Origin of the sequence: Nocardia rhamnosiphila NBRC 108938 (genome assembly GCF_000720425.1) — a bacterium.
GTDB lineage: Bacteria > Actinomycetota > Actinomycetes > Mycobacteriales > Mycobacteriaceae > Nocardia > Nocardia rhamnosiphila.
Genome location: NZ_JOAJ01000003.1, coordinates 281,864 through 294,929 on the forward strand (window position 1 = coordinate 281,864; position 13,066 = coordinate 294,929).

Annotated in this window: 13 protein-coding genes; all 13 read right to left on the reverse strand. The window is 68.7% G+C overall.

Translation table 11 applies throughout. From position 1 onward, the window contains the following. Positions 1-61 precede the first annotated feature (61 nt). Positions 62-493 (reverse strand): DUF4913 domain-containing protein, encoded by a 432-nt coding sequence (locus IG75_RS0113105; protein WP_245713182.1) that lies wholly within the window; start codon positions 491-493, stop codon positions 62-64. Then, a complete protein-coding gene (locus IG75_RS0113110) occupies positions 490-2,439 on the reverse strand; it encodes a type IV secretory system conjugative DNA transfer family protein (protein ID WP_081876844.1) in 1,950 nt (649 codons plus the stop codon). Before IG75_RS0113110 ends, IG75_RS0113105 begins: the two co-directional genes overlap by 4 nt. Positions 2,440-2,467: 28 nt before the next feature. After that, positions 2,468-3,073 carry a hypothetical protein gene (locus tag IG75_RS0113115; RefSeq protein WP_245713181.1) on the reverse strand — a complete coding sequence of 202 codons (606 nt, stop codon included), beginning with the start codon at positions 3,071-3,073 and terminating at the stop codon, positions 2,468-2,470. Next, a complete protein-coding gene (locus IG75_RS0113120; RefSeq protein WP_030521524.1) occupies positions 3,070-4,746 on the reverse strand; it encodes a peptidoglycan DD-metalloendopeptidase family protein in 1,677 nt (558 codons plus the stop codon). The genes IG75_RS0113115 and IG75_RS0113120 overlap by 4 nt, the downstream gene beginning before the upstream one ends. Positions 4,747-4,762: 16 nt before the next feature. Next, positions 4,763-5,071 carry a transposase gene (locus IG75_RS0113125; protein ID WP_030521525.1) on the reverse strand — a complete coding sequence of 103 codons (309 nt, stop codon included), beginning with the start codon at positions 5,069-5,071 and terminating at the stop codon, positions 4,763-4,765. Then, entirely contained in the window at positions 5,068-7,107 is a 2,040-nt protein-coding gene (locus IG75_RS36270; protein WP_245713180.1) for a hypothetical protein, read from the reverse strand. The genes IG75_RS0113125 and IG75_RS36270 overlap by 4 nt, the downstream gene beginning before the upstream one ends. Positions 7,108-7,114: 7 nt before the next feature. Beyond that, entirely contained in the window at positions 7,115-8,605 is a 1,491-nt protein-coding gene (locus tag IG75_RS0113135; protein ID WP_030521527.1) for an SCO6880 family protein, read from the reverse strand. Then, entirely contained in the window at positions 8,602-10,134 is a 1,533-nt protein-coding gene (locus IG75_RS0113140) for a conjugal transfer protein TraG N-terminal domain-containing protein (protein ID WP_245713179.1), read from the reverse strand. The genes IG75_RS0113135 and IG75_RS0113140 overlap by 4 nt, the downstream gene beginning before the upstream one ends. A gap of 35 nt (positions 10,135-10,169) precedes the next feature. Then, a complete protein-coding gene (locus IG75_RS0113145) occupies positions 10,170-10,976 on the reverse strand; it encodes a DUF8175 domain-containg protein (protein ID WP_030521529.1) in 807 nt (268 codons plus the stop codon). Next, entirely contained in the window at positions 10,973-11,623 is a 651-nt protein-coding gene (locus IG75_RS0113150) for a DUF8175 domain-containg protein (RefSeq protein WP_245713178.1), read from the reverse strand. The genes IG75_RS0113145 and IG75_RS0113150 overlap by 4 nt, the downstream gene beginning before the upstream one ends. A gap of 31 nt (positions 11,624-11,654) precedes the next feature. After that, complete coding sequence (locus tag IG75_RS0113155; RefSeq protein ID WP_030521531.1) at positions 11,655-11,924, reverse strand: hypothetical protein; 270 nt, start codon at positions 11,922-11,924, stop codon at positions 11,655-11,657. Positions 11,925-11,931: 7 nt separating this feature from the next. After that, a complete protein-coding gene (locus tag IG75_RS0113160; RefSeq protein ID WP_030521532.1) occupies positions 11,932-12,231 on the reverse strand; it encodes a hypothetical protein in 300 nt (99 codons plus the stop codon). Between the two features lie 96 nt (positions 12,232-12,327). Next, positions 12,328-12,993, reverse strand: coding sequence for a hypothetical protein (locus IG75_RS0113165; protein ID WP_051714551.1), 666 nt, complete (start codon positions 12,991-12,993; stop codon positions 12,328-12,330). Positions 12,994-13,066 lie beyond the last annotated feature (73 nt).

Sequence of the window (13,066 nt, forward strand, 5' to 3'; positions counted from 1 at the left end):
GAAGAACGCCCGTCCAGGAGGACGGGCGTTCTTCGTATTCCGGGGCCGTCGGCGGGGGTCGTCAGCTCTTGACTTCGCTAGCCGCCGGACGGACCGGGGCTTCGGCTTCTTCGGTGCTGTCGAACGGATCGCTGAACATGCCGTCGGGTGGAGCCGTCAGCGGCAGCGGCACCAGCATGTCCTTGTGCCCGTTGCGCACGCTGCAATATTTGAACGGGCCCTTCGGGTCGAGGAGTACGGCCATATGCTGGTCGGCGTGGTCGAGGAACCAGACGCTCATTCCCGTGGCGCCGTCCTGCCGCAGATGCTCCCAGGCCCGCCACATCGCGTCCAGGCGCGCGATGGCCTCCGTATGCTTCCACCACTCGGGGCACCACACGGTATCGCTGAGATCGCTGACCTGCCGCCGATAGACGACGCTGAGGTAGTTCTCGACGAACTCCACCACGTTCTTGTAGGTCGGTATCTGCTGCTCTCGGGAAATCTCGGTCACAGCGGTCGAACCTCCTGCCTCTCTCCCGGCCCGTTCTCCGGACCCGGTGGTGTTCCGCCCGGACCGTTATCCGGTTCCGTCTGTGCTCCCGCCGGCTTCTTGTCCAAGATCGTCGGCGCGCCCGCCGGGCCGTGGTCCGGCTCGGTGGGCTTCTCCTTGATCAGCGCGGGGGAACCGATGAGATCGGTGACCAATGTCTTGCGCTGCGGGTCGTGCTGTTCGATGGACTTCTTCACCGCGGACGCGTAATCGCCCTCCCACCAGGGCACCGTGCGCACCAGCACCGGGGGTGCACCGGAGGAGAACACGATGGCGCGGCCTCGCGGCAGCGTCGCCAGCGCCTGCACGGTGAAGGTCTTGGAGGAACCCAGCGACCGCGAATAACTCTTACCGCCCTTGGATTCGGAGACCGAGGCGGAGATGGCGGAGTGCTCGCCGATGGCCTCGGACCGTTCCCGCAGGAAGTTGGTGTCGTCGACGCCGCTGCCGAGCACCTTGATATTGGCCGCCGACCACAATGCGTTCATCCCGTCGTCACCCCAGCACCGGGCGCCCTGCGCCCAGGACTGCAGCACGGTCATGACCACGATGCCGCGCGAGCCGAAGTGGCTGTACTGCTTGGGCAGATCCTTCCACCGGACCACGTTCGCGGCCTCGTCCAGCACCGCCAGCAGCGGAATCGGCAGGCGCCCGTAGGCCGAACGCGACGCCTTGCGCATGGCCACATCGATCACGGCCTCGGTGAGCGCGCTCACCAGCGGGGCCGCCGAACCGCGACCCTCCAGCGACAAACTGTAGAGGGTGCCGTTCTTCTCGATGAACTCCAGTTCGTCGAACTGGGCCCGGGCCGGCTCGTGTCGGTCCGCGCTGTGCGGGGTGACCCACTTGTGCACATTGCGCAGTTTCAGGCAGCGCACCATCTTCTTGGCGGTGCCGAAGATACCGCTGCGGGTCCGCGGGTCGGCGTTGTACTGTGCCGCCAGACCGGAGGCGGAGAAATCGTGGCCCGCGTCGCGCAGGAACTTGATCGGTTCGATGTTCTGCGAATCGGTCACCCATTCCCAGATCTGGGTGATCGGCTTCTTCGCGATCGCGGCGGCCAGGAAGAGCCCGGCCAGCAGATCCTCGGCCTCCGGATCGAAGAAGGCGTCGTTGCGGGAATCGGAACCGCTGTCGCTGTCGGCGAAATGACCGGCCAGGCGAGCGGCCCGCATCTCACAGCCGTCGCTGTTCGCGTCCACCCAGGCCAGCGGATTCCAGTACCAGGTGGGCTCTTCGGCGGCCACGCCCTGCGGGTCGAAGACGAAGGTGCGGCTACCCTTGGCCTCGCGGACATCGCGGGTCGCGTCCACCACATCGCGTTTGTTCGAGGTGGCCAGGACCGGTCCGATGGCGGTGAGGATCGCCGGGATGACCCGGGAGGTCGATTTACCCTGCCGCGGGCCCCAGATGTCCAGGTGCAGATCCTCGTACGAGCCGTACAGCATCGTGCCGTCGGCGACGGCGACGCCGATCGGCACTCCGGGCGCGTCGTTGTAACCGAGCTTGACGCCCATGTTCTGGGCCTTCTCCCGGACCCCGGCCTCGGTCAAGGCGGCGATGGCGCCGCCGTTGCCCATCACATCGGCCTTGTCGTCCACGGCGAGGCGGCCCACCAGCCGTCTGGCCGTGGCCCGCCGCCGGTACAGCACGAAAAGGGCCAGCGCGAGCAGTACGAGCAGCAGGATCACCGTCGTACCGGTGGGCCAGTGCAGCTCGCCCTTGACCATCCCGGCCACGATATCGATCGGGTTGATCGGCATGTCCTGCTTCTGCAGCGAGAGCATATTGCCCAGGTGCAGGGCCACCCATACGGTTCCCAGGACGGCGCCGCCGACGTAGATCGCGATGAGGGTCAGATCCGGCCCGACCGCGGCCGGGTCCTTCACCGGTTTCTTCTTGGCCATTACTGCCTCCTGAATGATGCCTGCCGGGTCACCGGTAGCCGTCCAGACGCCAGCCCTGCGGCGTACGAACAACGGTCGCGATGACGGTGGACGGCGCCAGGGGTTCCTCGCGGCCGTCCGGATAGACGACGGTCTGCTCGATTCCGATCTTGAATTGCTGCACACCGGGATCCGGCCCGGCGGGCGGCCGGTCACCGGAGGCGAAGGTGAACGCCTCCACCCGGGCCCCGGCCGCCGCCCAGTCACCCCACTGCAGCGACACCGCCGGAGCGCCGGCGGTGGCCGTCGACGCATCCAGCACCCGGGTCAGGCTGGGGCCCAGCCATTTCCGCGCGCGTTCCAGCGAAGCGCCCGGAACCTCGGTGGCGGGCTCCCACTGATAGATCTCACGCAGCGCCGCCACCGCGACCCCATCCGGGGTCACCGGATCCGGGGCGGGTACGGCCTCGAGCCGCCGGGTGGTCGAGGTGGCCACGGTGCCACCCGATCCCACGTCCTCGCCACTGCCGCCGCATCCGCTCAGTACCGTGATGCCCAGCATCAGCACCACCACCAGTCCCGCACCAGCACTCGTCTCCTCGTTCCAGGCTAACCGCCCGGACCTCGTAAACGCCGCCGATCCGCGCGTGTTCACAGCACCCTCCTCGCCCGGGCGTCGCCGGGTACGGCAGTTTCGGCCACCCCGCCGGGAGAGTCCGCGGTCAGCGCGGGCGCCGCCTGGATCATCTGCCCGTTCCCGCTGTAGATTCCGACCCGCGCGGGTCCACGCGGCCCGAATTCGCTGAACACCAGATCCCCCGGCTGCACCTTGGCGAGCGGCACCTCGATACCGGCCTCCCACTGCTGCTCGGCGGTACGCGGCAGCGAGACCGCACCGGCCGAGGCGGCGAACACCGCCGCCGAGGTCAAGCCCGGTCCGTCGAGCCCGCCACCGCTGGGTCCCTGCGGGCCACCGCCACCCCATACGTACGGGGTGCCCAGCCATTCGTGCGCGGCCTGTACGACCTGGTCCCCGGCCGCTCCCGCACTGTCGGGGGCGAAACGCCCGGTGGCTCCCGGATCGCGGTATTCCGCTTCCATCGCCAAGATGTTCGTGACGTAGGGCTGGGTCTCGGAGTAGTGCGCGGCCACCTGATTCGGCATACCGCCCGACGCCAGCACCGCGCCCTCGCCCGCGTTGTAGGCGGCCAGCGTCAGCGCCACCACATCACCCTGGACCCGCCCCTCGCCGATCCAGCCGGTGATCTTGTGCGCGATCGCGCACATGTACCGGCCCTGCCCGACGATGGCGTCACCGTCGTCCCATACGCTGGCCACTCCATTACCGTCGGCATCGATCACGTACGGCTGACCGTCGTCGGGATTGATACTCGCGGCGGTGCCGGGCAGGAACTGCGCGAGCCCCTGCGCGCCCGCGGGCGAGGTGAGCCCACGCCGGAAACCGGATTCCTGCCGTCCCTGCGCGGCCAGCAGGGATGGGGTGACCTCGGGGCACAGCGATCCCGCGCGGCGGTACCAGATCTCCAGTTCCGGTGGCACTTTCCCATTGGCCAATGCCCCACCCGGTGTACCGAAACCGCGCACACACGCCGGATCGGTGGAATACGCGCGGGCACCACCCAGATCCGGGGTGGGCGCCCCGTCGAGCCAGGGCAGCGGGTCGATCTGCCGGCCGCCGGTGAACCGGCCGCCCGGCACGATCTCGAAATGCAGATGGGGCCCGCTGGATTCCCCGGCCGATCCCACCGCGCCGATATGCTGGCCGGCCTGCACGACCTGGCCGACCCGCACCAGTACTCCGCTGTCCCACATATGCCCGTACACCGCGGAATACGCGCGCCCGTTGCCCGCATCCACCGAATCCACCACGATCCAGTTACCGAAACCCGAGGCCGGGCCCGCGGCCACCACGATTCCGTCGGCCACCGAGAAGATCGGGGTGCCGTCCGGCGCGGCCAGGTCGACACCCTTGTGCCCCCCGCCACGCGAACCGAAGACATCCGAGACCGAATAGGTGCCGGCGGCCATCGGCCAACTACGACCCAGCGGTCCCGCCCCGGCGGCCAGCGACGGAGTCGCGACCGCGGTGGGGTTGGCGGTGGAGCCGTCCGGGATTCCCGTCTCGCCGGCCGCGCGCGGATCACCCGGTGGGTATCCGCCCAGCGGCGGCAGCGTCGCCTGGCTCGGGTCGAGCACCGACCCGCCCTCGCACGGATCGTCCACAGCGGGCATCACGATGACGAGGATGACCGTCATCAGGCCGAGCACCAGACCGAGGCAGGTCCACAGCACCGATTTCGCGTTCACCGCGCTCCCGCGGGGTTCACGTCTCGCGCCGGGATTCGTTGAGAGTGTCGGCCAGGGCGCGGTTCACCTCCGCGGCGGCCGCAAGTTGCTGCTGCAGCGCGGCGACCTTGCGGCGCAGGGCGGCCGCGTCCATCCGCTCCAGGCTCGGTCCCTCCGCCGCGCGCACCCAGTTGCGTACCGAATTGGTGTGCACCCCGATCTGTTCGGCGACCAGCCGGCACGCCTCCGATTCGCTGCGCAGTTTGCTGGTGAGCGCGAGCACCTGTTCCACCGCGGCGGCCCGGACCTCCGGCGAGACCCGGCGATAGGACCGATGCGGCATCATGAATTGCTCCCGCCTACCGGATTTGAACTGTCCGGCGCCGCGACCTGTTCGGCCGCATAGCGCCCCGGGTAGGAGGTGAATTCCTCGAAACGCTGGTTGGTGTCGTGGATCCCGCTGATCCTCTCGGCCGCGGTGAATTCCATATGGAAGGGAATGCCCGGCCGCCGGTCCTCACCGATTTTCAGCAGGAACTTGCCGGTACCCGGCGGGGACGGTCTGACCTGACCCGGTCTGAGGGCCTCACCGGTCAGCGCCTGGGGCGCCGACCAGCTGGTCACCATCTCCTCCTCGGCCGCGGTGAAGGGCACTGTGCTGTCCAGTCGTTTGATCTCCTCGCCGGGCAGGGCGCCGAAGATCTTGGCGCGGGCCCGTTCCAGGAAACCGAGGGCCTTGGCGATGGCGGCTTCCGAACCCAGCGACTGCAGGTCCTTGATGGTGTGGCTGATCATGATCAGGGCGGTGGCGATACCGCGCTGCAGACGGGTGAGTTCATCGACCCGGTCGACCATGAAATCACCCAGGCCCAGCACCTGCCACAGCTCGTCCATCACCACCTGGAAGTACCGCTGGGGGGCCATCCCCGCGTCGGTGAGCGTATGCGCTGCCTCCACGGCGGCGAATCCGTCGGCCCAGCAGGCCAGCATGACGGCGGCCTTGAGCTTCTTGTCCCCGTTGGGGATATGGGACACATCGATGCACACCGCGACCGAGTCGGTATCGATCGGTACCGAGGTCTGCCCGTTGAACACCGCGCCGAACGGACCCTGGGTGAGGGCACGCAGCGAGCGCCGCAACCCGCGGATCGCCTCGTGGTACTCGGTGGGGCTGTCGGCGCCGGCATCGAGCATCATCTCCTCGCCACCGGCGACGATGACCTCGAGCAGATTCTCCATGATGGGCGGCTGGTCCGGGGTGAATCCGCTGCCCGGCCGGTACAGGATCCGCAGGGCGGTGGAGATCAGTGTCTCCTCGTAATCGCGTACCCGCGCGCCGCGCACCAGTTCCACCAGACCGGCGATCAGCGTGACCTGCCGGGCCCGTAGATCCTGCAGCACCTGCCGCTGCAACTCGGGATGCTCTTCCAGCCGCGGCACGATATCGCCGAGCACGCCGCCGGCCAGCGGGTTGAGTTTGCCGTGACCGTACCCGAGATCGATCACCTGACCGCCGACCAGTTCAACCAGCTTCCGGTAGTCGGGTTTCACGTCGGCGAGCACCAGCGGCGTGATGTTCTGCGCGACCCCGCCGAGCACGATCCGCCGCACCAGCGACGATTTGCCGAAACCGTTCAGACCCAGCACGAACAGGCTCGGCGCGGTGATGAAGCTACCGCGCATGAACCAGTTCATCGGGTCGAAGCACACCGGGGCGCCGGTGTGCAGGTGGGAGCCGAGCGGTGTACCGATCAGCGGTGCGCCGGCGCCGACCGACCACGGCCACAGCCCGGCGACCTGGGCGGTGGTGGCCCGGTACTCGACCGGGCGGCCCACCACGTTCATCCGGCCGCCGCCGGCCCCGGCGAACCCCCGGTCGGTCAGCTGGGCGGTCTGGCGGTCGAATCCGTCCTGGTATTCCTGTTCGGCGCGCGCGGCGTAGTTGCGGCGGCGGATATCGTCGGTGCGGATCCGGAAGGTGGCCCAGGCGGCCCGGATACCCGCGCCTTCCCGGCTCACCTCCTCGAGACGTGAGCGGGTGGCCGCGTCGAGCAGCGGCGGGCCCTGCTGCCGGCGTTTCTCGGCCCGCGCCTTCGCCCGGCGGGCCGCCTTGTCGAACTCCGGGGTGCCCATTGCCCGGTCGGCGGTCGTATCGACCCGGTTGCGGCGGGCCCGCTCCCGGTTGCCGGCCTCGCCGTCGCGCCCGGTGCGGGTCCGGCGATCGGCCCGCGAGCGTTCGGGATCGCGCCGTTCGGCGTCGCCGGATCCGCGCCGGGCGTCCCGGATATGCCGTTCGTCGTCCCGGCCGGATCGCGACCGGTCGCCGGTGGCGACCCGGGTTCTGTTGCGCTCCCGTACGGGTGGCTCGTGCTCGCGTGCCATCAGTCGTTCACCCCGCCAATGCTTTGGGAATGGTCGCGTGCTCGGGCAGGATCACCCCGCAACCGAGCGATGCCGCGAAGGCCGCCGCCTGGTAGCGGTAGCAGCGGCGGATCTTGAGCCGGGCCTGCGTGGACAGGTCGCGCGTGATCGCCTCGATCCGCGGCAGGTCACCGCGATTCGGCTCGGTGATGGTGACCAGGGCGCCGAACCGGGTGACACCGTGACCGCGCGCCTGCTCCTCCCGGGCCTGCTGGGTCGCGCCGACCCGCAGGGTCGCCGACGCCGACACCACACCGCGTTCGCTCTGTTGAGCGACCAGGGCGTTCTTGAAATCGTCGTCGACGATCTCGGCCGCGTCGGCCGCCGAATGCGGCCGGTACACGATGGCGATCCGCTTCCGCGGCACCTCCGGATTCGGCGCCAGCAGCCGCTGCAGCACCCGCTCGTCCACCGCGCCCTCCGGGGCGGTGTCCATTTCCCAGGTCACCGACCGGCCGCCGTCGTGGACGAGGTGATCCCATTTCTCGTCGTGCGAGACCGGCCCGGCGTCGGCCCAGTCCAGGCCGTGGCCCTCGGGCTCGCCCGCGGCCACCTCGAGATCGGCCTGCGAGGCCGGGTCGTAGCTGCGCCGGATGAACGAGATCACCTCGTCGGCCGACATGGGCTGGGCGCGCACCCCGGCTTCGGCGAGCGCGGCGCAGATACCCGGTAGCCGGCGGCCGATCTCGACCGCCTCCTCCGCCGGATTCTTGCGACGTTCGGCGGTGGTCGCCTTGAAGGTGATGGCGACCCGAGGCAGCAGTTGCACCCGCTCCTGCGGCAGTTCGGTGGCCAGCTCGTACATCACCTGCTGCGCCAGATCCGGCGCCTCCGGCCGGGTAATGGTGGAAACCTCGGTGAGCAACCGGTTCCCGGTCTCCGGGACGGTATCGATCACCGGCACCACGGCGACGATATCGCTGGTCTGGCCGACCGAGGCGAGGAAGGTGCCCCAGGCCGATACCCAACGGTCGATCACCGGCTGGTCCACCGCCTCGTGACCCTGCGGCCACGCCCGCAGCACCACCGTGTACTGCGCGAACTGCGGCAGGTGGATCATGCCGAAGCTGTAACCGCCGGCGTCGATACCCTCGTAGAGCTTGGAGGGCGCGAGCAGCCCCGGCAGCCGGGTGAAACCACCCGGCACCCGGGAGAACCGGCCGCCGCGGTACACGTGCTCACCGCGATTACGCGAACGCATCCAGTGGAACATCATCAATCCCGTCTCGTAGCCCGAACGCCCACCGCGTCGCATGACGAGGGGGGCCATGATCACCACACCGACCCCGCCGACGACGGCGCCCCACTGGAAACCGCCGATCATGGCGGTGAGCAGCGCGGTGATCACCACCGCGAAGCCGAGCACGGTCTCTTCCCACCGCAGCCCGAAAAGTCCGGCGCTGCGGGGCTTCTGCCACAGGCCGTAGGAGCGGCGTTCGTAGGTCTCGGTGCTGGTCATCGTGGGATGGTGTTCCTACCGAAGTCGGGGTTACGGTTGCGCCAATTGTCGCCTGCTACATCACCCATGGCCTGGTCCGCGCGGGTCATCCCGGCGGTCGCGGCGCGGGTCGCGCCCATTCTGTTTGCCACGCGGGACGCACCGGACGGTACACCGCCCGGGGACCCACTCGACCGAGGTCCCTGTCCGCCGGCCGGCGCGCCGCCGCCTCCGCCACCGCGCGGCGGGGGCATCGGCCGGGGCGCACCACCGCCGCGTCCGCCACCGGGCGGCGGCGGACCGGCCGCGCCGCCGACGTAGCCGGCGCGACCGGGCGCCGCGGCACCCTTCGCGCCGACCGCCTTGGTACCCATGGCGCCCAGACCGGCTGCGGCGATCAGGGTTCCACCGGTCGCGGTGAGACCCGAACCGCCGCTGCCGACAATGGCGACCGCCGGCGTGACCAGCCGCATCAGCGCGGGCAGCACGAACGCGACACTGCACAGCAGCACGATGGCCACCAGCATGCGCTGGGCTTCCTCGGCCTCGGGCAGTCCGCCCGCCGGGGTCATCTCGTCCACGTGCCCGGCGGTGGTGAACGCGATCATGTACACGATCGCCGCCACCGGTTTCCACAGCATGAAGGCGATGATCCAGCCGACCAGTTTCTGATACGACTGCTTACCGGTGCTCATTCCGGAGGCGGCGGCCGCCAGCGGCAGCACACCGGCCGCGATCACCAGCAGGCCCTGCCGGACGATGGCCAGCACGATCTGGGCCAGCGCCCCGAGTAGTCCGACGATCGCGATGATGAGGACGAGGCCGGGTGAGAAGGCTTGCAGCTTACTGGTTTTCACCATCAGCTCGGCCATGTTGCGGGCATTGCCGTCGGTGGAGTCCTGGATGATCCATTCGGCGAAGCGGTCCGAGGCCACGGTGCCGGCCACGATCACCGCGCCCAGCATCCAGGAACTGAACACCACCCGGGTGAACATCCGGAACGATTCGGCCGCCTCCTGCATCGCGCCGCCGCGTCTGGCCTCGGCCAATCTGAGACCCGTGATGATGATGGAGGCCATCAACAGCAGTATCTGTATCTGATATGTGTAGTCGTTGATCTTGGTGAACAGCGAACCGGAATCGCTGGCCACCTCGTTGGGCACCTTCATCCAGAAGGTCAGCGCCAGGATGATGGCTTCGCCCAGCCCGTTCATCAGCGAATCGACCACTTTGCCGAAGGTCGAATCCCACGCCTTGTCCTTGACGGCGGTGGCCGCTTCACCGGGATGGGTGGCGGCATTGCCCGCCTTGCACACCGCCGCGGCGGCGTCGCCGAGCGAGATCCCGGGAATGCCGAGCTCGTCGAGGGCATCGTGTATCTCGTTACAGGTCTCGTCGAACCCGTAGGACTGACCGTAGGCCACCACCGGCGTCGCCATCGACACGGTGAAGATCACCGCGAGGATCGTGACGAGCCGTCTGGCCAGCGACACCCGGTACGAGACCGCGGGAGTTCGCTCCCCGCGCTCGGAAGGGCTGTCTGCGCGCACTACCTGAGCTTCCACATTTCGTCCCAACATCGGAATCACCATCGAGTCCACCCCTCGAGCGATTCGACATACTCGGTCTGTGTGTTCGGCGAGGTGGTCGGCTTGAGCCGCCAATCCCCCGCGTCCCACACCATGATCAGTCGCAACGTCACCCACACCGGCTTCGCATCGAGCGCCGGAGCACGCAGCGCCAACCGCACGATCGCCATATCGTCCGCGTAGTCGTCGATCTTGAACGCGTCGGACGCGACGAGGTACCGGGTCACCGATTCGGGCTGCTGTTCGGGCAGCCGATCCGCTTCCAGGGCCTTGTCGTAGGCCGCGATCTGCTGCGCCGAAACCCGCACCTGCCGTACATAGAGATCACGGTCCGCCGGCCGGGCATTCAGCCGGTAGGTGATCTGGGCCGCGGCCAGCGCGGCGCCCTGCGGGGTGTGCGAGTACCCCACCGCCAGTCCGTCCTCGATCCGGTTCGGACCGTCGGAACTCGAGAACGGCACCGACGCCCCGTACACCCGCTGCCAGCCGCGGGGATCGGTGGTGCCCACCGGCGCGGCGGTCAGCCAATCGGGATCCGTCGACTTGCGTTGCGGGGACGGGTCCTGCGGAAGGACCTGCCCCGCCGGGTTGTTGGGGATATCGATGCGCCGATTGAACACATCCACCTCCGGATCGGCGAAGCCCTCGCCCACCGCGGCCGGGGGCGGCGGCGCCGAGACGGGTGCGTCGTCGCGGCCCGTCCACATGACGACGCCGACCACCACGATCAGCGCCAGTACCGCCGCGGAGGCGATGACTCCGAAGGAGACGCGGTCACGCTGATAGGTCTCCTTCCCGCTCATTTCGGTGCCTCCACTTTCACAGTGTCACTGGGTAATTCGGTCACAGGGTCGATCGGTCGCGTGGTCGATTCCGGATCCGGCAGCCGTAACCTCCAATCCCGGGCGAACCACTCCACAGTCGTGTGGTTCACCGCTCTCGAACTGTCCGAGTACTCGCTGTACACGTCCACCGCGGCGCGCTGGTCGCTGTACTCGGTGATCCGGTACCCCAGCAGCCGCGGCGCGTAGACCGGATCCGCGGGACCACTGATGGACAGCTGCACCCGGTTCACCGCCCATTCGTCCTTCGCCGGGCCCGGAACCACCTCCCGGGCAACAATATTCGACCACTGTCCGTCATCGGCGATCGCCAGGCGCACGGCGTGCACCATGGCGGCCACCCCGGCGCCCGTCGGGGTCTGCTCGAAACCCGTTGCGGCACCGTCGGTTTGGGCCGTCGGACCTTGATCGCTATGCGGTAACGATACGCCCTGGAACGGCACCCAGCGCACATTCGTCGGGGGCGCCGACAGATCGGGCGGTGCCGCGGCGTCCCCGCCCCCGCAGCCCACGACGCCGGCCAGCAGCAGCGCGGACAGCACAGGGGCAGCCCTGAGGACATACGGCCGGCCGGACCGGCGCGGGGCCGGAATCACGGTCGATTTCATGCGCAGGTCGTTCTCCTCGCCTCGCCCCGGATCATCCGGGCAGGAACGCCAGGGCGATACCGGAGGCGCCACTGGCCACGATCGCGCCGAGCAGGCTCATGAGCACCCCGTGCGAGGCGTCGTTCATCGCCAGATCGCCCTTGAACGTCAGCCACAGCTTTCCGGCCGAAACGATCATCCACGCCAGACAGCCCATGAGAACGAACCAGAGCAGCCAATTCAGCAACTGCATCAACGGTTCCAACACTTCGGCCGGCATCTGCTTGTACGCCAGAACACCGGCCGCCCCGACCAGATCCATTACAACCTCACGTTCCGATGACGGCGTTCATGATCGTTCCGGCACTGGTCGCGACCACGCCGCCGATCATCGCTCCGGCCACCATCTTCGGGGACTCCAGTCCACCGCCGGTCCATTTCTCCCACGCGAATTTGCCGCCCGCGTAGATGATGCCGCAGATCCCGGACAGCAGGACGAACCAGGTGAGGTACCGCACCAGCTGCAGGATCTTCTCCGACCCGGGCGGGGCCTCGGGCGTCGGATTGCCCACCTGGGCCACAACAACGGTGTCGTAGACCTGGTGCACGGCGAGAAGTACGGTGCTCATCGGGTGCCTTTCTCGATAGCTGAGGTGCAACATTCGGTCCGCGCGAGCGCGGGGAGCACGTCACGGAATACATGCTCGACGGCGGCGATCACGGCATCACTCCTCTACGAATCTCGATCGGCCCCGAGTGGGGGCGTCCTCCGATTCCTCCAGCGCGGCCCGGGCGGCCGCGACGATTTCCGAACCGAGCTCCCTGATGTCCAGGGGAACCTCGTCGAGTGGGTCGATCCGGCGGCGGCGCTGCGGCGAGGTCGCGACACCCGGCGTCCACACCGGCAATTTCTCCGGTTCGACCAGCGTCCACTCCTCGTACCAGGGCACCTGCCAGACCTGTCCGGCCAGTGAGGCGACCACATCGCGGTAGCGCCGGATCTCCGGCGCCATCCGGCCCGGACGCGCCGCCACCGTGATGAGGCCGAGAACCTGGCTGGGACCGGCGAACCCCGAGTGGTGCTGGCGCAGCAGATCGTGCGCGTGGGTCAGTCCGGCGATGGTCTCCCGCGCCACCAGCACCACGAACGGCGATTCCCGGTCGAAGACACCGGGCCAGCGCCGGCCCGAATCCGCGGCGGGCGCCAGCACATGGGCCAGCGAACTGGCGCCGGCGCCGCCGTGGACACCCAGCAGCCACACCAGCGGCGCACGGCCGGCGCCGGGAACAGGACGGTCCCAGACCGCGGCGCGGCGTGATTCCGGCGGTGGTACCACTCCGGCAACAGCGTTACGGTCCGGTCGACGAGGAAGATTCATAGCAACAGACATGATGCCTCCCTCCGAGATGCGGCATGTAATCCGCGGAGCCCGTAGCGCAGGCGCAGGGATCGCAACATCATGC